The sequence below is a fragment of the Methylocella sp. genome (assembly GCA_037200525.1).
Taxonomy (GTDB): domain Bacteria; phylum Pseudomonadota; class Alphaproteobacteria; order Rhizobiales; family Beijerinckiaceae; genus Methylocapsa.
In genome coordinates, this window is record JBBCGG010000001.1 from 2,534,721 (window position 1) to 2,556,251 (window position 21,531).

At 57.8% G+C, this 21,531-nt stretch carries 28 protein-coding genes and 1 tRNA gene; 20 read left to right on the forward strand and 9 right to left on the reverse strand.

Translation table 11 applies throughout. The features are described 5' to 3' along the window. Window positions 1-4 precede the first annotated feature (4 nt). The 5 genes from WDN46_12385 (at window position 5) to WDN46_12405 (ending at window position 3,878) form a co-directional block, all read left to right on the forward strand. On the forward strand, window positions 5-877 hold the full coding sequence (locus WDN46_12385; GenBank protein MEJ0094194.1) for a quinoprotein relay system zinc metallohydrolase 2: 873 nt from the start codon (window positions 5-7) through the stop codon (window positions 875-877). Window positions 878-905: 28 nt separating this feature from the next. Continuing rightward, window positions 906-1,706 (forward strand): quinoprotein dehydrogenase-associated SoxYZ-like carrier, encoded by an 801-nt coding sequence (locus WDN46_12390; GenBank protein ID MEJ0094195.1) that lies wholly within the window; start codon window positions 906-908, stop codon window positions 1,704-1,706. A 1-nt stretch (window position 1,707) separates the two neighbouring features. Continuing rightward, window positions 1,708-2,265, forward strand: coding sequence for a rhodanese-like domain-containing protein (locus WDN46_12395; GenBank protein ID MEJ0094196.1), 558 nt, complete (start codon window positions 1,708-1,710; stop codon window positions 2,263-2,265). Window positions 2,266-2,497: 232 nt separating this feature from the next. Next, window positions 2,498-3,226, forward strand: coding sequence for a carbonic anhydrase (locus tag WDN46_12400; GenBank protein MEJ0094197.1), 729 nt, complete (start codon window positions 2,498-2,500; stop codon window positions 3,224-3,226). Window positions 3,227-3,446: 220 nt separating this feature from the next. After that, window positions 3,447-3,878, forward strand: coding sequence for a CBS domain-containing protein (locus tag WDN46_12405; protein ID MEJ0094198.1), 432 nt, complete (start codon window positions 3,447-3,449; stop codon window positions 3,876-3,878). Window positions 3,879-3,963: 85 nt separating this feature from the next. On the opposite strand, the gene WDN46_12410 is transcribed toward WDN46_12405, so the two are convergent. The 4 genes from WDN46_12410 to folE all read right to left on the reverse strand — a co-directional run bounded on the left by WDN46_12410 (window position 3,964) and on the right by folE (window position 6,635). Next, the gene (locus WDN46_12410) at window positions 3,964-5,010 is read right to left on the reverse strand and encodes a patatin-like phospholipase family protein (protein ID MEJ0094199.1); all 1,047 of its coding nucleotides are present in this window, start codon (window positions 5,008-5,010) and stop codon (window positions 3,964-3,966) included. Between the two features lie 251 nt (window positions 5,011-5,261). Beyond that, window positions 5,262-5,393, reverse strand: a complete 132-nt coding sequence (locus WDN46_12415; protein ID MEJ0094200.1) for a hypothetical protein — start codon at window positions 5,391-5,393, stop codon at window positions 5,262-5,264. 96 nt (window positions 5,394-5,489) lie between these two features. Beyond that, window positions 5,490-5,915, reverse strand: a complete 426-nt coding sequence (gene hisI, locus WDN46_12420) for a phosphoribosyl-AMP cyclohydrolase (GenBank protein MEJ0094201.1) — start codon at window positions 5,913-5,915, stop codon at window positions 5,490-5,492. A gap of 81 nt (window positions 5,916-5,996) precedes the next feature. Beyond that, the gene (gene folE, locus WDN46_12425) at window positions 5,997-6,635 is read right to left on the reverse strand and encodes a GTP cyclohydrolase I FolE (protein MEJ0094202.1); all 639 of its coding nucleotides are present in this window, start codon (window positions 6,633-6,635) and stop codon (window positions 5,997-5,999) included. A 181-nt stretch (window positions 6,636-6,816) separates the two neighbouring features. On the opposite strand from folE, the gene WDN46_12430 reads away from it, so the two are divergent. Further along, window positions 6,817-7,263: an iron-sulfur cluster assembly scaffold protein gene (locus WDN46_12430; protein MEJ0094203.1), complete on the forward strand. Its 447-nt coding sequence runs from the start codon at window positions 6,817-6,819 to the stop codon at window positions 7,261-7,263. Window positions 7,264-7,314: 51 nt separating this feature from the next. Here the strand turns inward: WDN46_12430 and WDN46_12435 are convergent, their stop codons facing one another. Then, window positions 7,315-8,094, reverse strand: a complete 780-nt coding sequence (locus WDN46_12435; protein ID MEJ0094204.1) for a MipA/OmpV family protein — start codon at window positions 8,092-8,094, stop codon at window positions 7,315-7,317. A gap of 174 nt (window positions 8,095-8,268) precedes the next feature. Between WDN46_12435 and yidD the strand changes: the two genes are divergently transcribed. Continuing rightward, the gene (gene yidD, locus WDN46_12440; protein MEJ0094205.1) at window positions 8,269-8,628 is read left to right on the forward strand and encodes a membrane protein insertion efficiency factor YidD; all 360 of its coding nucleotides are present in this window, start codon (window positions 8,269-8,271) and stop codon (window positions 8,626-8,628) included. 15 nt (window positions 8,629-8,643) lie between these two features. Here the strand turns inward: yidD and rlmB are convergent, their stop codons facing one another. Continuing rightward, window positions 8,644-9,552: a 23S rRNA (guanosine(2251)-2'-O)-methyltransferase RlmB gene (gene rlmB, locus WDN46_12445; protein ID MEJ0094206.1), complete on the reverse strand. Its 909-nt coding sequence runs from the start codon at window positions 9,550-9,552 to the stop codon at window positions 8,644-8,646. A gap of 173 nt (window positions 9,553-9,725) precedes the next feature. Between rlmB and WDN46_12450 the strand changes: the two genes are divergently transcribed. After that, window positions 9,726-9,810 (forward strand) — tRNA-Tyr (locus tag WDN46_12450). Between the two features lie 149 nt (window positions 9,811-9,959). Here the strand turns inward: WDN46_12450 and WDN46_12455 are convergent. Beyond that, window positions 9,960-10,622, reverse strand: a complete 663-nt coding sequence (locus WDN46_12455) for a hypothetical protein (protein MEJ0094207.1) — start codon at window positions 10,620-10,622, stop codon at window positions 9,960-9,962. A gap of 57 nt (window positions 10,623-10,679) precedes the next feature. On the opposite strand from WDN46_12455, the gene WDN46_12460 reads away from it, so the two are divergent. From WDN46_12460 to WDN46_12505, 10 genes are all read left to right on the forward strand, one after another. After that, window positions 10,680-10,997: a hypothetical protein gene (locus tag WDN46_12460; protein MEJ0094208.1), complete on the forward strand. Its 318-nt coding sequence runs from the start codon at window positions 10,680-10,682 to the stop codon at window positions 10,995-10,997. A gap of 720 nt (window positions 10,998-11,717) precedes the next feature. Continuing rightward, window positions 11,718-12,095, forward strand: a complete 378-nt coding sequence (locus tag WDN46_12465) for a hypothetical protein (protein ID MEJ0094209.1) — start codon at window positions 11,718-11,720, stop codon at window positions 12,093-12,095. Further along, complete coding sequence (locus tag WDN46_12470; protein MEJ0094210.1) at window positions 12,092-12,319, forward strand: hypothetical protein; 228 nt, start codon at window positions 12,092-12,094, stop codon at window positions 12,317-12,319. The genes WDN46_12465 and WDN46_12470 overlap by 4 nt, the downstream gene beginning before the upstream one ends. Before the next feature lie 249 nt (window positions 12,320-12,568). Further along, window positions 12,569-12,826 (forward strand): hypothetical protein, encoded by a 258-nt coding sequence (locus WDN46_12475; GenBank protein ID MEJ0094211.1) that lies wholly within the window; start codon window positions 12,569-12,571, stop codon window positions 12,824-12,826. Next, complete coding sequence (locus WDN46_12480; protein ID MEJ0094212.1) at window positions 12,810-13,886, forward strand: primase-helicase family protein; 1,077 nt, start codon at window positions 12,810-12,812, stop codon at window positions 13,884-13,886. The genes WDN46_12475 and WDN46_12480 overlap by 17 nt, the downstream gene beginning before the upstream one ends. Window positions 13,887-14,780: 894 nt before the next feature. After that, window positions 14,781-15,230: a hypothetical protein gene (locus tag WDN46_12485; protein MEJ0094213.1), complete on the forward strand. Its 450-nt coding sequence runs from the start codon at window positions 14,781-14,783 to the stop codon at window positions 15,228-15,230. A gap of 182 nt (window positions 15,231-15,412) precedes the next feature. Continuing rightward, window positions 15,413-16,864 (forward strand): hypothetical protein, encoded by a 1,452-nt coding sequence (locus WDN46_12490; protein MEJ0094214.1) that lies wholly within the window; start codon window positions 15,413-15,415, stop codon window positions 16,862-16,864. Then, a complete protein-coding gene (locus tag WDN46_12495; protein ID MEJ0094215.1) occupies window positions 16,858-17,484 on the forward strand; it encodes a hypothetical protein in 627 nt (208 codons plus the stop codon). Before WDN46_12490 ends, WDN46_12495 begins: the two co-directional genes overlap by 7 nt. A gap of 10 nt (window positions 17,485-17,494) precedes the next feature. After that, window positions 17,495-17,674, forward strand: coding sequence for a hypothetical protein (locus tag WDN46_12500; GenBank protein ID MEJ0094216.1), 180 nt, complete (start codon window positions 17,495-17,497; stop codon window positions 17,672-17,674). After that, on the forward strand, window positions 17,671-18,255 hold the full coding sequence (locus WDN46_12505) for a hypothetical protein (protein ID MEJ0094217.1): 585 nt from the start codon (window positions 17,671-17,673) through the stop codon (window positions 18,253-18,255). The genes WDN46_12500 and WDN46_12505 overlap by 4 nt, the downstream gene beginning before the upstream one ends. A gap of 30 nt (window positions 18,256-18,285) precedes the next feature. Here WDN46_12505 and WDN46_12510 read toward each other — a convergent pair whose 3' ends face one another. Then, window positions 18,286-18,453: a hypothetical protein gene (locus WDN46_12510; protein MEJ0094218.1), complete on the reverse strand. Its 168-nt coding sequence runs from the start codon at window positions 18,451-18,453 to the stop codon at window positions 18,286-18,288. Window positions 18,454-19,063: 610 nt separating this feature from the next. On the opposite strand from WDN46_12510, the gene WDN46_12515 reads away from it, so the two are divergent. Further along, window positions 19,064-19,330 carry a hypothetical protein gene (locus tag WDN46_12515; protein ID MEJ0094219.1) on the forward strand — a complete coding sequence of 89 codons (267 nt, stop codon included), beginning with the start codon at window positions 19,064-19,066 and terminating at the stop codon, window positions 19,328-19,330. A gap of 21 nt (window positions 19,331-19,351) precedes the next feature. Here the strand turns inward: WDN46_12515 and WDN46_12520 are convergent, their stop codons facing one another. After that, complete coding sequence (locus WDN46_12520) at window positions 19,352-20,407, reverse strand: histidine kinase dimerization/phosphoacceptor domain -containing protein (GenBank protein ID MEJ0094220.1); 1,056 nt, start codon at window positions 20,405-20,407, stop codon at window positions 19,352-19,354. A 237-nt stretch (window positions 20,408-20,644) separates the two neighbouring features. On the opposite strand from WDN46_12520, the gene WDN46_12525 reads away from it, so the two are divergent. Continuing rightward, on the forward strand, window positions 20,645-21,244 hold the full coding sequence (locus tag WDN46_12525) for a hypothetical protein (GenBank protein ID MEJ0094221.1): 600 nt from the start codon (window positions 20,645-20,647) through the stop codon (window positions 21,242-21,244). Window positions 21,245-21,531 lie beyond the last annotated feature (287 nt).

A 21,531-nucleotide genomic window follows, 5' to 3' on the forward strand; every position in this document is an offset into this window, starting at 1 on the left:
TCCGATGCGGGCGTTTGCTGCGGATGGCCCGTTTGCGACGGAAGAAGTCGCCGAAGGCATCCACATACGCCGCGGCTTCGATCAAGATGCGACCGCGTCAAATGAAGACGCAATAGCAAATATCGGCTTCATCATTGGCCGCGATGGCGTCCTTGTCACCGACCCGGGCGGAAGCCTGACCGATGGCGAAAATTTGAGAGCCACGATCCGGCAAAAGACGCAAGCGCCCATCAAATATGTGGTGATGACCCATATTCATCCCGATCACATTTTCGGCGCAGGCGCGTTTCTGCAGGACGCCCCGATTTTTGTCGGGCATCGCCGTCTCAAGGAAGCAATGTTGCAGCGCGGCGAATTTTACCGCGGCGTCCTCGCTGACCTAATGGGAGCGGAGCGAGCCGGAGCCTTGGTGCAGCCCACAATGGAGGTGCGCGATGCGGTCGAGATCTATCTTGGCGATCGCGTCATAAGCGCCCATGCTCATGGCGCGGCCCATACCACCAACGATTTAAGCTTGTTCGATAAAAAGACTGGCACGCTGTTGCCGGCGGACTTGGTTTTTGTCAAGCGCGCGCCCTCGCTGGATGGTTCATTGCAGGGTTGGTTGAAGGAACTGGCGCGCCTGAAACAGATTGACGCGTCGCGCGCCGTGCCGGGCCACGGGCCGGTTTCAGTCGCTTGGCCGGCCGGCGCCGACGACATCGATCGCTATTTGACCGCATTGTTGCAAGAAACCCGGCGGGCCGTCGCAGATGGCGTCGATATTGAAGCCGCCGCCAAAACCGTCGGCCAATCCGAAGCTGGCAATTGGACGCTTTTCGATGATTATAACAGCCGCAATGTCATTGAGGCCTATAAAGAGCTGGAATGGCAATGATGCGCGGGACGTCCTGGGAGGAAGGTTCATGAATCACTGGCTGCGACTGACTCTGATCGGCGCGCTGTTCCTGCCCCTCGCGGCTCGCGCGGATGACGACGCGGCGGCGCGCGCCTCCCGCTGGGAGGGTTTGCGGCATGACCTCTTCGGCGATAGGCAGGTGCGCGATGGCGCCGACAAGATCATATTGGACGCTCCCAATCGCGCCGAAGATGCAGCGCTGGTGCCGGTGACGATCACGGTCGCCAACCCCAAAGATGTGCGCGGCGTCTATCTGGTGATCGACGATAATCCGGCCCCTATGGCGGCCCACGTCAAGTTTGGACCAGCGGGCGACCCGCAGATGCTGAAGCTTCGGGTTCGGGTCAATCAATACACAATCATGCACGCGATCGAAGAAACCAACGACGGCGATCTTTACGAAACCGCTCGGTTTGTGAAAGCGTCGGGCGGCTGCTCGGCTCCGGCCGGAGCCTATGACGAGCAGGCTCTGAGCGACGTCGGACAAATGAAGTTTCGCATAGCGAAGACGCTTAACCAAGACGCCTCCGTCGAGGCGCAACTGCTGATTCGCCATCCAAATTTCAACGGCATGCAAATGGATCTGACGACGCGAGGCTATACGCCGGCGCGCTTTTTGAAGACCATAACGGCCACCTATAATGGCGAGAAGGTATGGGACATCGACAGCGATATTTCCTTATCGACCGATCCGGCGATTACATTCCTTGTGAAGCCGCAAAAGAAAGGGACGTTGGCGGTCACGGCGAAAGACAGCGATGATGTCGTCTTTGAGCAGAGTTTCGATCTCAACCAACCGGGAAGCTGAGATGCGATTTCCGCATGTTTTGATGCTGGCCGCGCTGATCGGCGTGAGCGGCGCGGCATTGGCGCAGACGCCGGAGCCGCAGGGTTTTTGGACCGGGGCCATGCATGGCGCAACGCCGGCGGCTCTCACCGGCGGCCGCGTCGTCCACACCACTGAATTGATCGGTATTTTGAAGGGCGGGGGCGTCGCCTTGGTCGATGTTTCGGAGGCTCCGAGCCGGCCCGCCAATCTTGCGCCTGATGCGGTATGGACGCCAGCGCCACATCGAAACATCGCGGGCAGCGTCTGGATTCCGGGCGCCGGAGCCGGAGAGCTTGCCGATGGCCTGAGCGCCTTCTTTCTCGGGCGCCTAGCCAGGTTGGCGGGCGATGATGCGGCGCATCCGATCGTATTTTATTGCCACCCGAACTGCTGGGGAAGCTGGAACGCGGCCAAGCGCGCGATCAAGTTCGGCTATCAAAATGTCTATTGGTATCCAGACGGGATCGAAGGATGGCAGGACGCAGAACAGCCGCTTGCGCCCGCAAAGCCCGAGGGCGTCGAAAACGCGGGCGGCTGACAAGCAAAAAGGCAAAAGCGTTCTGGGCCGATTTGAGGATTGAGACAGGCCAATTTTCGGCCGCCTTGCCTGGATTTCGATCTCTCTATAGCATTAGATCTCTCTATAGCATTAAAAGAGCTTGTCAGGCGGAGCGGATATTCCGTCTACGGGTCTTGCCGACGCACAGCGCTCAATCGGGACATCCCCGGTTAGCCGGAGCGCATCTTTCCGCCAAGCATGAGTTGCATCAATGTCTGAACCGATGACGCCAAAGGCTGAGGCGTCGAGTGGCCGCCAATTGCTGCCGGAGCGGCTCGTCTCCGGCTATGAGGCCTTTCTTGAGGGCAGGTTTGCGCGAGAGCATGATCGCTTCCAACATTTGGCCAAGGCCGGGCAGAACCCTCGCATTTTGCTGATTGGATGCTGCGATTCCCGGGTGTCGCCGGAAGTGATTTTCGACGCCGGCCCGGGCGAGATTTTTGTCGTCCGCAACGTCGCCAATCTGGTTCCGCCCTATGCGCCAAATGATGATCTGCACGGCACTTCGGCGGCTCTCGAATATGCTGTGTTGGGATTGCGCGTTGAGCACATCGTGCTCCTCGGGCATGCGCGCTGCGGCGGCGTTCGCGCCTACGCGGAGAGCGATTTGGACCCTTACCAGAAGCCGCTCTCGGCTGGCGATTTCATCGGCAAGTGGATCAGCTTGATCGCGCCGGCGGCAGCCAAAGTCGGCCCGGCGACGCTGCCTCTCGATGAATATTCCGAACGTCTGGCGCTGGCTTCAATCATTCAAGGTCTCGCAAATCTGCGCACCTTTCCTTCTATCGCCACGCTCGAGAAGCGCGGCATGCTGCATCTGCACGGCGCCTATTTCGGCATTCTGGAAGGAAAGCTTCTGGCGCTCGACGAGGCTACCGGCCGCTTCGCGCCCGTTTCCGAAAACGTTCACGCTGCAGCTATAGCTGCCCCGCGGTTCTGACGCCGGAAACGGAATCTGTGAAAAAAGCGCCGGTCGGACCTCTTTAATCCCCAGAATCCTCGCCGGATTAATCGACCTCGCGAACCCAGAGCGGTTCGCGGCGAAAAAAGGGAAAAAGCGCTGTTGCGCAGGTCCCCGAAGAGGGCCATTCTCATGATAGGTCGTTGCGCCTCGAAAGCGCCAAAATCAAAGAGACCAAAAAGTTGAATAGGAGGAAAAAATGACAATTGCTCGCATTCTGGCGACCAAAGGGCGTCACGTGAGCACCACCCAGGCGCATCGGACATTGAGCGAAGCTCTGGCGCTCCTGGCGGCTCACAACATAGGCGCGCTCGTGGTGAGCGATTCCCAAGGCGCCGTCCTCGGCATTCTGTCCGAACGCGATATCGTTCGGGCCCTCGGCAAGGCTGGCGCCAGCGCGTTGGACGATGTTGTTTCAAAGCATATGACCGCAAAGGTCACGACCACCACCGAAGGCGAATGCGTCAGCGCGGCAATGGAGAAAATGACCAATCAGCGCTTCCGCCACTTGCCGGTGGTCAGCGAAGGGCGGCTTGTCGGCTTGGTATCGATCGGCGATTTGGTTAAGTATCGGCTCGCCGAGATGGAGCAGCAGCATCAGGCGATGCGGGAATATATTGCGACGGCTTGAGCTGGTTGGAGCCTGCGGATAAGATCGTTGCGTCGGCGTATAAAGGGACTCGAGGCATGATCGCTCCCACAGCGGCGATCATGCTTTAGCGGGCGTCTTCGCTTGTTGGGGTTAAGGCGATCAACTCGCCGATTTCGGACATCATGCGGCGGGTCGCCTCGCGTCCGATCTCGATGAGTTCGTCGGCGCGATGAAAATCGAAAATGCCAACTCTGCTGACGCGCGCGTTGATGATCAGGTCAGGCGGGTCGCCCGCAAGGCGAGAGCGCGAAATCCGGCCCTGAGCGATATTAAATGCGTCCATCATGGCGCTCCCGATGCCTGGAGCGCCGTCTTCGCGTTTTCCAAAATGCCGGCGCTGATCGCTTATGCCGCCAAAAAATCTTCCTTTGCGCCGTGAATTCGGCTCTGCGGTCCCGGAGCTGAGGGCCTCGAGCGTAGGCTCGAGCGAGAGACGATCATTGATGACCGTGCCGCGAAACGCGGCATCGCCGATCAGATTGACCGCGAGGACGATTTCGGCTCCGAGCGCGCGGCAGACGGTGACCGGCACGGGGTTGACGAGCGCGCCGTCGAATAGCCAACGTCCATTGATGCGCACCGGCTCAAAAATTCCGGGCAGGGCGTAAGAGGCGCAAATAGCTTGCACGGCATCGCCCCTTGTCAGCCAGATCTCATGGCCGGTGCCAACTTCCGTCGCGACAGCGCCAAAGCCCTTGCTGAACTCTTCAAGCCGCTGGCCGCCGAGCGCTTGAGCGAGCCGGCGCTTCAATCGTCCGCCGCTCAAAATGCCAACGCCCGAAAAAGATACATCCATCAAGCTGAACACGCTTTTTTTAGTGAGGCCTCGCGCAAACATTTCAATGGCCTCGAACTGATCGGCGGCATAGCAGCCGCCCACCACCGCCCCGATTGAAGTGCCGGCGACAACCTCCGGATGGATGCCGTTCGCGCCAAGCTCAAGCAAGACGCCAATATGGGACCAGCCTCGCGCCGCGCCCGCGCCAAGCGCGATGCCGATTTTTGGTTGCGAGCGAGGTCGGGCCGACGCCTGAGCGGGCGCGGCTTGAGCTTCGCGGCCGTCAACCTGGGCATTCGCCTGATTTCTCGAAGCCGGGGGCGTTTTGTCCAAGTCCTTGGTCCTCGCGAGTGCAGCGCGAATAAGCGTATCAGGTGCGGCGAACAGTGAATGTGGAGCTTTGAACATAAATACTCCGGTTATCGCCAATTATCCCTCTTTCAGAGTTGACAATTGTTGAAAGGAGCTGGGGTTCAAGGAAAACATGATCCGGCCAAGAAGGCGAGCGTAGCCAGGAAATTATAAGGTTTCGCTCTGAACGCAGATCGCGCCATCTGCGATCATCTCGCTTGTCAAAGCGAGCTCTAAATGATGTCCCGAAAAGGCGCAGAGACGGAGGCGCCAGCAGGCGTAAGCGCCGCAATGAGCAATATGATCACAACCAATATGATCACAACGATGAGTAAAAGCGCGTAGGCGAGATAGACCTTTTTCAACGAGCTTCTCCCTTCATCATTTCTTATTGATCATGCGCTCCCTTTGCCTGAATCTTTGTTATTTTTTAGAAATTCGCAACTTTTTGGCATCATGCGCTAGCCGAAGACAAGCGCGACTCCGCCTCCGATCGACGTGATTTTCCGGTAGAAGCAGGACCGCCGACCAGTGTGACAAGCGCCGCCGTCGCCTTGAGCGGCCACCATCAACAGCAGAGCATCCTGATCGCAATCGGTCCTGATCTCCGTCACTTTCTGAACTTGCCCGGACGTGTCGCCTTTGCGCCACAGGCTTTGTCGCGAGCGCGACCAATAATGCGCCTCGCCGGTCTCAATCGTTAGACGCAAGGCCTCGGCGTTCATATAAGCGACCATGAGGATCTGGCGATCGTCCGCCGCTTGCGTGACGCAGACGATCAATCCATCTGCATCGAAGCGCGGCGTAAAGGCGGCTCCCTCTTCCAGCTGATGTTTCAGGCTGTGTCCCGCAAGGACGCCGGGCGCATCGGATGCTGCGGTCTTCATGGCGGGATTTATCCTCCCATCGTCTTTGCGCCGGAATATCGACGCTGCGGATGAGGCCAAAACGCCGGTTTGCTTAAAGGCTCACCTGCTGCCGCGCAGCATAGTCAGAAAGCGCACTTGCTCCGCAGGGTCGTCACGAAATACGCCGGTGAATTGCGTCGTGATCGTCTGCGCGCCCTGTTTGCGCACGCCGCGCATCGACATGCACATATGCGTGGCTTCGATCATCACGGCGCAACCGCGCGGACGGAGATGGAGGTCGATTGCACCGATGATTTGAGCCGTCAGCGCCTCCTGGGTCTGCAAGCGCTTGGAAAAAACATCGACTAATCGGGCTAGCTTAGAGAGTCCCACCACGCCGTCCTCGGATGGGTAATAAGCAATATGGGCGACCCCGTAAAAGGGCACGACATGATGCTCGCAATGCGAGAAAAACGGGATATCGCGCACAAGAATAATGTCATCGTAGCCTTGCACATCTTCGAAGACGCGCGCCAAGACCGAGGTGGCGTCCTCCCGATAGCCCGAAAACAATTCCTCATAAGCCTTGACGAGGCGCTTTGGAGTATCGCGCAGGCCCTCGCGCGATGGGTCGTCCCCCGTCCATCGCAACAGCACGCGCACGGCTGCCTCCGCTTCCTCGCGCGTTGGCCGGGAGAGCGGAGAGGCTTCGGGTTGTGGCTGCTGACGTTCGACTAAGGACTTAACCACGGCATCCATGTGGCGCCTCCAAAAGTTTGAATGATCGTCCCTGGCTTGTTTCCGCGAGCAAACGCGCCGGACGGACGTTTGCCCGGAGAGGATTGCTTGGAAATGCGTTAGATCTCGTCGCCAAACCCTGCCTTCCTATATAGGATGTCTTGAGCGGGCCGTCACCCGCAGCTTTATCCTGGGCTGAGCGATGCTGACAGACGTATATAATCGTCAAATCCTCGATTTAGCGGGGAATATTCCGCGCCAGGGGCGTCTTTCCGCGCCGAGCGCTACAGCGAAAGCCCATTCGAAGCTTTGCGGTTCAACTGTTATTGTCGATCTTTTGATGGATAACGGAAAAGTGGTTGATTTCGCGCATGATGTGAACGCCTGCGCTCTTGGTCAGGCGGCCGCCTCGATCATGGCGCGACACGTAATTGGTTCAACCGCTCCAGAATTACGCGCGTTGCGCGATCAAGTACGCGCCATGCTCAAGGAAAACGGCGCTCCTCCGGCGGGTAAATGGGCGGAGATCGCCGTGCTGGAGCCGGTCCGCGACTTCAAGTCGCGGCACGCCTCTACCTTGCTCACTTTTGAGGCGACGCTCGATTGCGTCAACCAGATTGAGGCCGCGACGCGAGAGGCGGCGGAATGACCCCGGACCGCCCAAGATCGGCTAGATCAGGCTGGCTTGATCCAGTCCGACCTAGAAAGAAAAGGGCGGAGTGAAGTTGAAGGAATAAGAGACGACGACCCCGGCGGTGAATTCGTTGAGCGAACCCAGATTGTTTGGGATAGGGCTCGCCGCGGCGCTGCTGACGAGGCGATTATAACCGCCAAAGGCAGTCGCGCTCCAGGTTGGGTTGAAGTCGTATTTGACGGATCCCAGAAAGCCGACCGACGTCAAGCCGCCGTTCGCTTGGAAAGGCGTCACCCGTCCATTGGCGAAGGCTTGCGCTGGGGTGACCGAGAAATAAGCGTTCATATATTGAGTGTCGCCGAAGGCGAGCCGCGGCCCAAACGCCAAGGTGAATGCGTTGATCCTCTCGATCGCGTCCAGCTCGATGTTGGCGTCGAGGCCGTTATTGCCATTAACGCCCTGGCGCACTTCGCCGCGGGCTCGGAGATGCTCATTCGCCCAAAGCTCGACGAAGCCGCCGAGCTCAATCGTCCAGCCCACATTTGGCAGGCCGAAGAAGGCGCCATTGCCGTTGCTCAATCCCCGCTCTGGTATGACGCGTCCGACGGGGCCAGCCTTGATCCACCCAAAGTCGAGAAGGGCGATGCCGAAGCCATCGTCGGGAGAACTGAACGGAAGCGGTTCGCCCGGGCGGCGGTAGGCGAAGTTACCCGTCGGCCAGACGCTGACGGCCTTCGCCCCCGGGAACGCGGTCTGCACTTCGGGACCGACGCCAACGGTGAGGGTCCAGCCCGATTCCGGCGGCGCCGGCTGGGTTGGCGGCGCGAGGTCTGCTGCGAACGCCATGGACGTCGCTGTGGAGAAGAGGCCGGCGAGAGCCAAGCATTTCACAATGGACACGGGCGCACCTGGATCTTGAGTCGGAGGATTGAGAGGGTAGTATGAGGCCCGGTCGGTATTGCTACCAGTGTATTTCTGCAACACTCGCTGATCTTCGCACATCGCGACTGCTGAGCTGAGATGAAAAGGCATTTTTACATCGTCCGACTGGCGGCGCGTGGCGCCATACGGATTTATCAACTCACATTCTCATCGCTTGTCGGTTCGCAGTGCCGTCATTTGCCGACCTGCTCGTCTTATATGGACGAGGCGATCGTGCGGCATGGGCTTTGGGCAGGGGGATTCATGGGCCTCGCCCGGCTCTGCCGCTGCCATCCTTACGGCACGGCCGGATTCGATCCAGTGCCGCCGAATCTGCCTGCGGGCTCACATTGGCTGCGACCGTGGAGCTACGGCCGTTGGCGCGGACCGCTCTTGGACCCGACTAGCTCGGATTGCGCCGAGAAGATCACGAGTCTGCCGCCTCATTCGGCCGACTGAATTCAACATAAGGGATCAACCCGCCAGCCGCATATGCGCCAGGGTCAGCGCTACGGCGCAGGCGTTGGAGACATTCAGGCTTTTGATGGCGCCCGGCATATCGAGCCGCGCTACGCAATCGCAGTTCTCCCGCGTGAGGCGCCGCATGCCTTTGCCTTCGCCGCCGAGGACGAGCGCGACCGGGCGGGTCAAAGCCGTATCCGCCAGCGTTGACTCGCCTTCCGAGTCGAGCCCGACGCGCAAATAGCCCATGTCGCCCAGTTTTTCGAGCGCTCTGGCGAGGTTGACCACGTTGATGATGGCGACATGCTCGAGTCCGCCGGACGCCGCCTTCGCCAGAACGCCGGTCAATTCCGGCGAGTGGCGTTCGGTCATTACCAAGGCGTCGACGCCGAAAGCGGCGGCCGTCCGCAGGATCGCTCCAACATTATGCGGATCGGTGATCTGATCGAGGACGAGAACGACGCCGCTGCGCGATGTAATTTCGGAAATATCGATCGGCTCGAGAGGTCGGGCTTCGAGCATGACGCCCTGGTGGACTGCGTTGGGCCCGAGACGGCGCGAAAGATCCTCGGCCCCGACGATATGAGGGGTGAGACCGGCGCCCTCAAACTCCGCGCCGAGCCGCTCCGCCGCGGCTTTCGTCGCAAAAACATCGAGAAGCTGTCGGCGCTTGGCGCGCAACGCCTCGCGAACGGCATGAAAGCCAAACAGCGCGACGAGTTCGCCCGAAGGCTTCCGGAAGCCCGGCGCCGCATCTGGCGCGGCGTCCCGGCGGCTCGGCGTCGCAGCGTTTTTCTGGGGCTCGCCGCGTCGGTTCTTTGCTTCGGCCCCCGACATCCATTTCGAATCGGCGACGCGCGGCGGCTTTTGGCGCGCTGGCGCGGCGGACTTACCGGCAGATCCTTTTCTCGAGTCGCGCATCAATGGATATCTTGGCTGATAGAGTCTTCGAATGCCGATATTGTTCCTGTCACGGCGATGCGTTCCGCGCAACCGGACTATTGTCGGCCTCGGAGCGTGATTTCAGATTGGGGTTGACACAGAGGGGCCTCGTTCGCATAAGCGCGTGCACGAATGTCCCGACGACGGGCTTTGGGGGAGTGTCCCGAGTGGCAAAGGGGGCGGACTGTAAATCCGCTGGCTAAGCCTTCGTAGGTTCGAGTCCTACCTCCCCCACCAAATTGATTTTATTGCGCTTTTTCGGATTGTGCCATCCCTCCTGCGTGCTTTTCATGTCGCAAGCACCGCAACACGATATCATTGATTTTCAAAGACTTTCATTTTGTCGCGGCTGCTCCGCGCGACATGAAATGCGACATGTGGCTGGGTTATCTATCCCATCTCAACGCCGCTTCGACTGCGTGACAAAGCTCGCTCACATTGATCGTCAAGAGCCGTCTGGAGAACTGCGGAGATTTTTTCATCGGCGTACGTTCGCCTTTTGAGTATGACTCGCGGCGAACAACGGGGTCCACCATCCCAATTGGGGCGATAAGAAAGGAAACACTGATCGCGGCCGCCTTCTCAATTCCAGACCAGCGAATCAGGTCCTCCCGAAACCCTTCGCGAGCTAGTCGTCGAATTAGAAGACTCGGGGTAAACCAGAAAATCATGTCGTTGCCGGGATCTCGCGCAACCTGCCGATCCGGCACCGCGAGATCATTTGATGGCGCGGCCGCAAGCGACAATTTCCAAGCCTCGACCACTGACCGTCCCCGCACGTCGATGATCATCTTGATAATTTCCGGAGCGACCCCAAACTCGCCCAACTCAAGACTGAACGCCAACTGGCTGACATCTGCTAAACCGTACGGAATTCGCTTGCCTTTTCCCGGTGACGCCGGCGCTATCCCTAGCTTCTGGAAATGGCGAATTCTTGCGTCAAACGTCGCAGCATCCTGTTCGCTAACTTCATGAATAAACGCCAGCGCATCGACAATTTCTCTGTAGGTGAACGTTCGCGCGTCGCTGCTTGGCGCGGTGTCGGCCATTTGGGTCTCCTGATTAACATTTTGTAACGAAACCCTAGCAAAAGTTCTATTGACCTTATGATCATTCCGTTACATATAACTATTACTATGTTTTTCGAAGGAATGACAATGGCTTTAATAAACGAACGTCCAACGCGTGGCGTCACCGCGATTGCCCCGTCGCCGCTGGCCGAAGATATGCTCAACGGTGTCGCTGACATCAGCGCCTTCACGGGGTGGCCTGCGCGAAGGGTTTATTATATCGCGTCGACCGGACAGCTTAAGTCCATCTTCAAAATGGGGCGGCAACTCTGCGCCAGGCGATCCACGCTCCTGTTAGAAATTGCACAGCGTGAAGCGGCCGGGGGCGCCCCTCAGAACGGCGATGGCGAATGACCGTCGCTAGCGAGAAATGAAACTGACTCTGCTGCGGAGCGTAGCCGCAATCCATGTACCAGATCGTACAGCTGCGATTCGCTCATAAAAATATGCGATTTTTCGGTCTTTTGCTTCGCGAAATTGGACCGATACAAAAGATATATTATGCAATAATTTCAATATTTTAAGCTGAGTCTGGGCTCTAATAAGCGCGAGCGTGACCAGTACTATGCTAAAATAACATATGAGGGGAGTTGATTTGCCCCGACCAACCCCGTTCCTCTTCCACCCGAGGCACTGATGCTGGATACGACCAACGGCCCGCGCCGTCAAGGAAAAAAACGACGAGGCCGTCCGCGCAAGAAAGGGCTCGCCCGGTACGCCAACGGGCGGCTCGTGAAGCCAACTGTTGCTGAGCGGGAAAAGCGGGCCGCTGAGGTCGCGCCGATGGCGCGGGTGCTAGCGCAGCCCCATCGCAGAGGAAACACCGATAGGTTAGCGGAATCGCCGTTGGGCTGCATCGTTCGGAAGCATCAGGCGCCGATACATCTATGGGTCGTCGGCTGCAATTTTGGAGAGCTGGTCCGGGTTTGGTCCGCTGCAATCGGCGCGCCTTCGCCAATCATTGCTTCGAATTTCATTCAGTGCGGACTGAAGGTCGCGCATAGACCATCCGTAGTTTGGCTCTCGAATGACAAGGGCAAAATTATCGGCGTGAAGGGGCAGAGCGACACATACGTGGCGCTGGACCACAGACCGCTGATTGACAAAGCGGCAGCAACGGCGCGCCGCGCCGAACAATTGGCACGGAGCGGTCACTGTAAGCTGAAAAGGCTGCGGGACCCGGTGGACCGAGCTGAGGCAATCATCAAAAATGTCGTTGGCAAATCCGGGTTGAGTTTCGTGCGGCGGTTATGCGTGGACGAACGAGCCCTTGATGCCGACGCCGACGAGATGATTGCCCTCGCGGGGCTCGCGGCGCTTCGCGAGGCCGGAATGGAAATCAGACCAGACGCACCAGACCCTGAGTTGCTGACCGACGACAGCAGTGACGCGATGACACTCTACGAACAGCAAATCGAAATTCTGACCGCAGCCTGTGGAGGGCGCCGATGACCATCGTTGAACTATCCAGAAAAGCCGCCTCACATCACAGGTTCGGTGACGAAACCGACGCGGCACGTTTCTTCAATACGTCGCCGTCCCGTGTGCGCCTGTTGGCCGATGTGCTGCCGGGCTGCTGGCGATGCGGCCCGCTCGTACGCTTCGATAAACGTGTCGCCGCAGAATACGCAGCCAAACAGGTCATCGCCAGCGTCGGCGTCAAGGGCGCGTCTTAAAAATCTAATCCGCCGCCGCGCAAATTCACAACGTAGCACCGACACTAATAGCAAAAAGCGGTCTCCTGCCAGGGAAACCGCGATTGCCATCGAGATGGAGTTATTAAAGGTGAAGAAGTTTTTTCAAGATGCGCCGTTAGCCCGGCTGCGTCCCCGATTCATTGCATTTTTGCATGCCTTGAACAGCTGCGAATATATGGCTTTCATCGCGATTTTGCAAGCAACAATTCTGCTCGGAGGCGTCGTCCGATGAGCGCTGCAATTCACGCTTTTCCAATGCCGAAAGATACGACGGATACCGTCGACGACCTTATCGATCGCCTCTTCGATCGCCTAAACCATGCCGAACATCAGATTAGTCTACTTAGAACATTCGCGGCCATCAACGACGGCGCCGGCCTCCGCCGTCAGATTAAATTCTTGACTGTTCACGTAGCGTCCGTGGATCTCGCGATTCAACGCATCTCCGAATTGAAGAACGGGGAGATGCATGAACGCTCCCCTTGATCCGAATAGATTCAAAGACGTCGACACTCCGACTAGGGAATTTGTTTGCGTTAATGGAGCGCAAAAAATCCTTACCGACATGGCGGCCCTTAATGCGAGATTTGCTCTTCTGCAGGCACCCGGCGGGGCAAGCATTTACATCAGCCGGAGTGATTTTCTTCCGATCCAGGATAGCGATTTAAAGCGTCGGTTAGCGTGCGAAGTTGTCGTCACTGGAAGGAAGGACGATCGTGACGTTTACAGCGCTGCCTACTCATATTGGACGGGACACGCTGAGCGCCACGTCTACAAGCACATTGCCTTCACGAGCGAGCCTCTCCCGCCGGATACGTTGAACTTATTCAGAGGGCTTGGTGTCAAGCCGAAAGCCGGGCCCTGCCAACTCATCCTCGACCACGTCATTGAGGTTATTTGCGCCGGTGACATAAACGCGTCCGATGCGATGTTGAAGCTACTCGCGTGGCAGATTCAGAACATCGGAAAGCCCTCGCGGATAATCCCGGTTTTAAAGACCGCTAAACAGCAGGCAGGGAAAGGCATTCTGCTGGGCGAGCTGATGGCGAAGATATATGGCCAGTCAGGATTCACCGCGGCGGACACCGACCAGATTCTTGGACGCTTTAATGATGCCTTGCGTGGGACGTCTTTTATCTTCTTGGATGAGGTTCTTTTCAGCGGCGACAAACAAGCGGCGGATCAGATCAAAAGCCTCTCGACGTGTACCCAGATCGGGATCGAAACGAAAGGCTTGCCAATCGTCCAGTGCCCAATCGGCGTCAACTTGTGGCTTGCGAGCAACCACGAGAACGCCGCCCACATCGAGGAGTGGGACCAGCGATACTGGGTAATCAACTGCTCCGAGCATCGCATCGGTGATGCGGATTATTTCGCCGAGCTAATGCGCGAAATCAATCATGGCGGCAGAGAGGCCTTCGCATATTATCTATTGATGCTCGATGTCTCCGAGTTCGTACCGAGCCGAGACATCAAGCGGGACAATGATGCCAGACAAGACATGATTATCCAGAGCGTAAACCCTTATGACGCTAAAGTGGATTGAAGCATGCTGCCACACCGAACAGCTGATCGGCCTTAAAGACATATCAACAGGCAACTGGAAGCCGTGGATTGAGGGAGAAGAGCACCCTTTCAGGGACCTATCAAACGCTTACACCGACTGGCAAAGAACCATTAAGTCGCCTATCGGACCCAAGCCAACACCCATTGGAAAACTAGGCGAGGTCTTAGGTGATGCAGGATTTGATAGCCGTCACTCAAAGTATGGAAGCAAGAGGAAGTTGCCCGGTAAGGAGCGCTGCCTCTGGAATTTGTGGCAAAAGGACGCCGGTGATGGGCAGAGGTGATACCCCAAGACGGCTAAATAGTATTTAGTTACAATGGATTATGGGGCAGGTGACAGGGTGACACCCATTTTCGAGTCCAGAACAAAACGGTCGTTTATTTTAGATATTTGTGATTTTGCCTGTCACCCTGTCACCAAATAATAATTATATAAATATATCAATAGCTTATATAGGTGACACCCTAATTATTTAGGGTATCACCGGGTATCACCGGGTATCATCGACCGAAACCGAAGCCGTTGATCCATCCGAGCTGTCCGAACATAGCGTAATCAACGCCAGACCTCCTTGGGATGCCGGGGAAGTGCTCGATTTGAGCCGATATACAAACAAATCCTCGGGCTCTTTTTTCGGCTGGCCCCCAATCCTGATGAAGGCCTCGCGCATGGTCGCTAGCGACCTGCAAACGTAGAGGGTTCGGCGTCGTCGAAAACTCGGCCTTTCGTTATGACTAGCGGAATCTTAATCCGTTTTTTGTGTTCAAGTAATACGAATAAATACAATAACTAATCTAACCATGTTGCGCGTCATCGACTGACCGTGTCGCGTCGGCGTCGAGATAGTCGTCAATTTCAACCGAAAGTAGTGCGATGGACGATAGCAACCAAACTAGCAAAGCAGTCGCTGGCAAGACGGTAGCCACTATCGCACCACCACCGCCGCAAACCCCGAATTCGCAGACGGTTAAGTCGGCGCGGTCCAACGGCAATCGCGCCTTCGCCGTAGGAGGCGACGGCAGAACTGCTTGGGCTCGTAGGCAGCGGGATGTGACCGAACTGCATATCAGCGACATCGGGGGCGCGGAGGGGGCCTCTGAGGCCATGCTGAGCCTATGTCGGAGGGCCGCGACCATCGAAGTTACGCTGGAGCAACTTGAGGCCAGCATGTCTGAGGGCAAGGACGTCGATTACGACTTGTACAATCGGCTTTCGGGCAACCTCCGCCGCATCCTCGAAAGCATAGGCCTCCAGCGCGTCGCTAAGGACGTAACGCCGGACCTCAAGGCCTACATCGCATCGAAATATCCGACCCGCGCCTAACTGCATCAGCTACCCGCCAGCCATCCACCTTGGTCCCAGGTCGACGGGCAGGGCAACACGGCGGCGCTCCACAAAGGCGGGCGGGGTAACATGGGAAGAGCAAGCGTCGCAAGTCGGCACGCGCGGGCCGGGCGTCGATCGCGTCCGGTCCGTTCGAACTATCACACGAAAGAACCTACGACATGAACATCCTCGAAGCCATTGACGACGAGCGCTTGCTCGGGTCCGCCATTCGTGACCCCGAGTCGTGGCGGCCCTGGCGCACCCTCCTGGCGGCTCTCTTCGGTTTGCCGCTAGATAGTGAGGGCGCGGGCCTTTTTCGGCAGTGTACGGGCCGCGCTGAGCTTCCGTCAGCCGCATTCGGCTTTCTGTGGCTAGCCATTGGCCGGCGCGGCGGAAAGACGTTCGCCATGGCCGTCATGGCCGTCTACATCGCCGTGTTTAAGGACTGGATGAGCAGCCTGTCGCCAGGCGAGCGTGCGGTCGTGCTGTTGGTCGCTGCCGATAGAGAGCAAGCCAAGATCCTGAGGCGCTATATCTCCGGCATCCTATCGTCTCCGATCCTGTCGCAACACGTCGAATCTGAGACGGCGGATTCGATCGAGCTCCGTGGCAATGTCATCGTTGAAGTGGTGACCTGCTCGTATCGCACGACCCGAGGGCGTTCGGTTTGCTGCGCCCTGCTCGATGAGGTCGCGTTCTGGCGCTCTGAAGGCTCGGCCAGCCCGGATTTCGAAGTCTTCACCGCCATTCGCGCCTCAATGGCAACGTTTGGCGACGACGCTATGATGGTTATTGCTTCTTCGCCGTACAGCCGGCGCGGATTGCTCTGGGACGCCCACCGTAAATATTACGGCAAGGATGACCCGCGGAACCTGTTTTGGCAGGCTGCGACACGCGTGATGAATCCGTCCGTCCCGCAAAGCTTCATTGACGCGGAGTTTGAGCGCGATGCCGCCTCGGCAGCGGCGGAATATGGCGCGGCGTTCCGCACCGACCTAGAAGCATTCGTATCTCGAGACATTATCGACTCTTGCATCGAGCCAGATTGCCACGAAATCGGACCTCAACATTCCATCGGGTACGTTGGATTTGTCGACGCCGCGGGCGGCTCTGGATCGGACAGCATGGCGATGGCGGTAGCGCACGCCGAGGGCGAAGTTGCCGTCCTTGACTGCATCAGAGGCGTAAAACCAATTTTTTCGCCCGAAAGCGTCGTCGCTGACTTCGCCGAAACGCTGAAGCGATATGGCATTCGCCGGGTTACGGCTGACCGATGGGGCTCGGAATTCGTGACTGAGGCCTTCATGCGCCACGGCATTGTTTGCGAGCAATCTGCGAAACCGAAATCGGACCTATATCGCGAGCTGCTACCTTTGCTGAATTCCGGCAAGGCTCGATTGCTTGATCATCCGGTTTTGATTGCCGAGCTATGCAACTTGGAACGTCGGACCGCACGCGGCGGCCGTGACAGCATCGACCATCCGCCGTCTCAACATGACGACTATGCCAATAGCTGCAGCGGCGCGCTCACTCAAGCCGTTGGCGGGCAGCGGTCTTTCCGTCGTGCCTCAATCGAAGCGGCGTTCAGCGCCGACGTTAAACCCCTCAGATTGGAGCTACCAACTTGGTAATCACTACGTCCTCTTACACGAGCCGCATCGGCTTTGTCGTCGGGGTCAGTTTCGGCGCCCGGACATCTATCGCTGTTATCGAACGGGTGGCGCGGATTGAGAATGATGAGCGCATTCCGCCTGTCTACAACGTCCCGGCGGTCGCACAGTTCGCCGCGGATGATTCAATCGGCAAGCAGATCGATGACCTTGTTAGGATCATGGAGGCGTTACCGAATGCTCCGTGCTCGCCAATGTTGCTAGCGGACTTAACGACTGTCGGTCGCCCCGTTGGCGTTGACATGAAGAAGGCGGGGTTACGCCCGCTGACTTGCCTCGTTCACGACGGTGCAACTGAAAACAAATCTGCCGATTTCAAATTCAGCATTCCGGCGTTGAATTTGGCGTCGGCGCTGTCCTCAATTCTTGACGCCGGACGACTGAGGATCGCCCAAGACTTGCCCGCCGCATCGGCGCTGGCCGCAGAACTCGCCAATGCCCGCGATGGCGCCGTCGACGGCCTCGCTCGATCGGTCGCGTTGCCGATCTGGTGGCTCGAACGAAAGGCGCCCTTACCCCAAATCGACAATCCAATTTACCGCAGCAACCATCGGCCCGGCTTCATCGCCGGCCGCACATAGGAAAAATTGAATGACTGACGACATCTCACAAAAGGACGCCCGGGAGCTCACAGAGGAGCAATGGCAGCGGGTTTTGACCGGCATTGACGCCTATAGCGCCAGACGCGCTGAGCGCATGAAGGCAGAATCCGAAGCGAACATCGAACACCTTTTTGGCAAACCCAACACTCACGCCGGAGAAAAGAAATGAACATGTTGAATCCCGAAGGCCTCATCAACCAGCTTGACCCCGTCGCCGCATCTACGCGTGCGGAGCTCACCGAGGCACAGGCCCGCTTCGAGCGGGAATATATCAATGCGTGGAGCGTCGAAGTCAGCGGCAATCCCCGTGCCCAGCAGAAGTATTTTTCGACGAAGGAGCAGATCAAGTCGTTGAACCCGCGACTTGCGATCAGGGCGCTGAGCGCCGCTGCTGACATCTTCGCGCGCTATGCGACAGCCACGCCCACGGAGCGGCAGCAAGCTGCTTATCGCGGCATTCTCGATATAGACGCCGCAAATCGTGCGCATCAAGAAAAGCTCGACGCGGACCAATCCGTGTGGGCCAACATCGCTGCTCAGCAGGCACAATCCTTCAACGCTGCGGCCTTCATCGCCGAGGTAACTGGTCGCGGGATTACGCTGTCTCTCGCAGAAGATGGCTCTGTAGCCGCTATTCGAGCGTCGCTGCTAACGCCGGCTGATCTGGGGAAGGTTCGGCAGCACAAGGCGGCCATCGTTGCGGAACTTGAGGCTCGAGCCGCCGCTGTTGCTCCAACCGTCATTGCTTGAGGCCCCCGATGAGCACGGTAGACCGGCGATTCAAAGATGGTGGGGCGTCTCGTCCATGGCGCCTTGATGCAGGGCGGTCCGAATTACCGCGAGCTGCGCAAGATCATCCATTTGCTCAGAGAGATCGGTCGCGAGATCCGCAAGGCTTACAAAGAGTTCGTCGATGGCGGGAATGATCGCTGAAAAGGCGGACGCCATCAACAGGCATTCCGCGTCAGCTGAAGGAGGTGGCTCCGCTCTTTCTTGACGCGCCGGCCATCCACCTGCTGACGCTGGTCCTGGGGACTGGGAGGGGTCAAAGCATTCAACGCGGATTGCTTTCGTCATGATGCTCATGATTCCAAATACCGTGGTAGCTACATCCGTGCTTCGCAAAAGAATCGAGCCATAAATTCGGCATATGGCTCGTCGCGGCAGTCACCCAATTCAGAAAACGAGTGAAGCTGGACTTCCTTCGACTGTTCGTCTCGAACATGTCAACGCTATGAGCAGAATTCAAAGGCTCAAGCCGGGGCGGACAATCGTTTTTGAAAAAGTCCAAAGACGATACGACCTTTGCTTCGCGCGCTTTCCGAATATCGGTCCAGATGGTCACTTGGAGCCTCCATTGTCGGCTGTAGGCTGTCCAACTCCCATTACCGTACGATTTCATGAACTCGGTAGTCCGCTACAATGGTAGCGGGTTGGCCCCGAGTCCTAAGATCACCAGGAGAGATAAATCGGGCTCAAAGCGTGCCCGTCTGAACTTCGCAGCGGGATCAGCGTTCTAGCCGCAGTCACGTTATAAATATCGAGGAACTCCGAAATCATGCACGATGTAAGCGATGCGGAAATCGCGCTGATAAAGTTTGTTAGGAGCTGCGAGGCCGGACATCATCAGATCACGGTCAGCTGTTTGGGTCGGCGCTGGTGCGTCGAGGCAAGCGACTTCACAGTTAATGCGCGGCTCGCTGTAGGCTACGGCCAAACCTTTGATGAAGCCTGGGCTAGGGTTGCCACAAAGATAAAAATGTCGAAGAATGCGGTTGCAGGGGCTTCTGATATCCGTGTGGGAAACGGCGACCGGATGATTTGAAAAGTAGCGCCCAATCTGACTTCAGGTCGCGTGTGACGTCCGCGACGTGAAGGTTGCCCGCGTGATCGACACGCTCATGCCGGCTGGTCCGCTAATCACTTCCGCCCGAGCATCGAGTTGATTTGCGAGAGCATTGACAATAGCCGTTCCCAACCCACTGCCTGTCCCAGCCGCGACGCCATCGCCTCTGCCGACGCCGTTGTCGGAGATGGTCAATTTCCAGTCTGAGTCCTCGATCTCATAAGTGACGAGGACCTGCGCGTCTGCCTTGCTGATTGGGAAGGCGTATTTAATCGCGTTGATCAGAAGCTCTGTGACGATGAGGCCGATGCTGACCGCCTTAGCCGATTCAATCATCCCCTCATCCGCCACCACTTTAATCGCGATGGACTGGCCATCTCCGATCATCGATGAGGCTAGGCTGCCGCAGAGCTTTGACAGGTAGGATCCAACCTCAATCTGTCGGATGCCCTCGGATGCATGAAGTTGCTGTTGGACTGCGGCAATCGACAGCACGCGCTGATGGGCGTCCCGCAGGTGAATCCGCGTTTCCTCCGACGTGACGGCCCGCGCTTTCAATAACAGGATGCTCGCGATCATCTGGAGGCTGTTGGCGACGCGGTGCTCCATCTCCTGGAGCAAAACCTGTTTCTGGCGCAACAGCTCTTCGGTCTGGCTTAGAAGCTCCGCCTTTTCCCGCTCACTCGCTCGCCTAGCCGTCACATCCATGAACGCGAGCAGTATTGTCGAGTTTGAGCCGTCGTCGTAGACCACTTTTCGAGCGTTTAGCAGCATGGTCCTGCATCCGAGGTTGGGAAAATCATGCTCGACCTCGAAGCCGTCCATCGTGGCGTGTTCGGAAATGATGGTCTCCAGAAGAACGCGAAGCGCCGGGATGTCCCATTGGCCTTCGCCCAACGCGTAGAGCGGACAGCCAATTGTGCTCTCAGGATCAACCTTGAATGTGCGGTAGAATGAGCGACTGGCGGCCAGCACACGAAGCCGGTCGTCGAGCACGATGAATGGCTCGGGAATTGTATTGATGATCGCCTGCGCAAGCGTCTGCGCGTCGGTCATATTGTAACTCGAGTTCAACATTGGGGAGAACGCTTCGGCTCTAGAGCGCAGGATGGTCCTGGGAGGCTTTGAGCGGTACAACCCCGTGTATGTTACGCCTACCCTAAACAGATGTCAGTTCACAGCATCGTGTCCGGGACGAATCCCGGCATCGGCGGCACGCGGAACTTGCCCAAGCAGCCGGAGTTGCCTTAACGAGTCGCCCACCAGTTAGGACCGTGGCGATACGGAGAAATCATGAGACAGTTCAGTATATTCGCGGCTACTGCTCTTGCCGCAGCGCTAGCCTGCAGCGGCCCCGCTCTAGCGCGCGGAGGTGGCGTCGGCGGTCACGGGGGCGGAGGAGGGGGCGGTCACGGGGGCTTCGGCGGTGGTGGTTTCCATGGGGGCGGTTTCGCTGCGGGCGGTTTCCACGGCGGTGGCGTTGGCGGTATGCGCAACTTTGGGAATACCGGCTTCCAGGGCCGTAGCGTGGCTGGTTTCAATAACCGCGGCTTCAGCAATCGCTTCAATAGAAACGCGTTCTTCGGCGGGTTCGGAGGGGGCGGCTGGGACGGCTATGACGATTTTGCGGACTATCCGTATGAAGGCTACGGCGATCCGTCCTATGCCTACGATTATGGTTATCCTAACAGCGCTTATCCCGGCTATCAATATGGAAACTCTGTGACGCCGGCACAGCCCCTTCAGACGGGGCGTAGCGTCGCGACCGGAGACCTTGGCAATTATTGTACAACGCCGGTTAAGACCTGTGAGCTGTTCCACGCAGCCAACATCGGCGCTGGGTGTTCTTGCAAAGTCAGCGGTGGCCGGGCCAACGGCTTGGTTGCGCCCTGAACTCAATTCTGAAGCTCGATATTGAAGCAGCCGTGAGAATCCCGGCTGCTTTGATTTCGGGTCTCTCGGCGCACGAGAGCTTTTTTTTGCGGCTCCTCGATGAACAGCCGCCCGACTCGAGTTGGTGCCAGTATCCGATGATTGCGGGGCGAATTCCACGGGAATCGAGCACTCAATGAAGCTTCTAATCGTTTTGTCCGCGGCCATGATCGCGAGCACGTCGGCCTACGCCCAATCAGACTCAATCGACGGCCCTCGGGACCAATCTTTAACCCCGAGCGCGAGGG

Bases quoted from the DNA above. Each gene is read 5' to 3' on its own strand.
- WDN46_12510 (MEJ0094218.1), bottom strand. From the start codon at position 18,453: ATGGCGTCCGCCTTTTCAGCGATCATTCCCGCCATCGACGAACTCTTT.
- rlmB (MEJ0094206.1), bottom strand. From the start codon at position 9,552: ATGCGCGACTCGAGAAAAGGATCTGCCGGTAAGTCCGCCGCGCCAGCG.
- folE (MEJ0094202.1), bottom strand. From the start codon at position 6,635: ATGGATGCCGTGGTTAAGTCCTTAGTCGAACGTCAGCAGCCACAACCC.
- WDN46_12500 (MEJ0094216.1), top strand. From the start codon at position 17,495: ATGACTGACGACATCTCACAAAAGGACGCCCGGGAGCTCACAGAGGAG.
- WDN46_12400 (MEJ0094197.1), top strand. From the start codon at position 2,498: ATGTCTGAACCGATGACGCCAAAGGCTGAGGCGTCGAGTGGCCGCCAA.
- WDN46_12395 (MEJ0094196.1), top strand. From the start codon at position 1,708: ATGCGATTTCCGCATGTTTTGATGCTGGCCGCGCTGATCGGCGTGAGC.
- WDN46_12515 (MEJ0094219.1), top strand. From the start codon at position 19,064: ATGCACGATGTAAGCGATGCGGAAATCGCGCTGATAAAGTTTGTTAGG.
- WDN46_12455 (MEJ0094207.1), bottom strand. From the start codon at position 10,622: ATGGCCGACACCGCGCCAAGCAGCGACGCGCGAACGTTCACCTACAGA.
- WDN46_12525 (MEJ0094221.1), top strand. From the start codon at position 20,645: ATGAGACAGTTCAGTATATTCGCGGCTACTGCTCTTGCCGCAGCGCTA.
- WDN46_12485 (MEJ0094213.1), top strand. From the start codon at position 14,781: ATGGACGATAGCAACCAAACTAGCAAAGCAGTCGCTGGCAAGACGGTA.
- WDN46_12405 (MEJ0094198.1), top strand. From the start codon at position 3,447: ATGACAATTGCTCGCATTCTGGCGACCAAAGGGCGTCACGTGAGCACC.
- WDN46_12435 (MEJ0094204.1), bottom strand. From the start codon at position 8,094: ATGGCGTTCGCAGCAGACCTCGCGCCGCCAACCCAGCCGGCGCCGCCG.
- WDN46_12390 (MEJ0094195.1), top strand. From the start codon at position 906: ATGAATCACTGGCTGCGACTGACTCTGATCGGCGCGCTGTTCCTGCCC.
- WDN46_12460 (MEJ0094208.1), top strand. From the start codon at position 10,680: ATGATCATTCCGTTACATATAACTATTACTATGTTTTTCGAAGGAATG.
- hisI (MEJ0094201.1), bottom strand. From the start codon at position 5,915: ATGAAGACCGCAGCATCCGATGCGCCCGGCGTCCTTGCGGGACACAGC.
- WDN46_12470 (MEJ0094210.1), top strand. From the start codon at position 12,092: ATGACCATCGTTGAACTATCCAGAAAAGCCGCCTCACATCACAGGTTC.
- WDN46_12490 (MEJ0094214.1), top strand. From the start codon at position 15,413: ATGAACATCCTCGAAGCCATTGACGACGAGCGCTTGCTCGGGTCCGCC.
- yidD (MEJ0094205.1), top strand. From the start codon at position 8,269: ATGAAAAGGCATTTTTACATCGTCCGACTGGCGGCGCGTGGCGCCATA.
- WDN46_12385 (MEJ0094194.1), top strand. From the start codon at position 5: ATGCGGGCGTTTGCTGCGGATGGCCCGTTTGCGACGGAAGAAGTCGCC.
- WDN46_12480 (MEJ0094212.1), top strand. From the start codon at position 12,810: ATGAACGCTCCCCTTGATCCGAATAGATTCAAAGACGTCGACACTCCG.
- WDN46_12430 (MEJ0094203.1), top strand. From the start codon at position 6,817: ATGCTGACAGACGTATATAATCGTCAAATCCTCGATTTAGCGGGGAAT.
- WDN46_12520 (MEJ0094220.1), bottom strand. From the start codon at position 20,407: ATGACCGACGCGCAGACGCTTGCGCAGGCGATCATCAATACAATTCCC.
- WDN46_12475 (MEJ0094211.1), top strand. From the start codon at position 12,569: ATGAGCGCTGCAATTCACGCTTTTCCAATGCCGAAAGATACGACGGAT.
- WDN46_12505 (MEJ0094217.1), top strand. From the start codon at position 17,671: ATGAACATGTTGAATCCCGAAGGCCTCATCAACCAGCTTGACCCCGTC.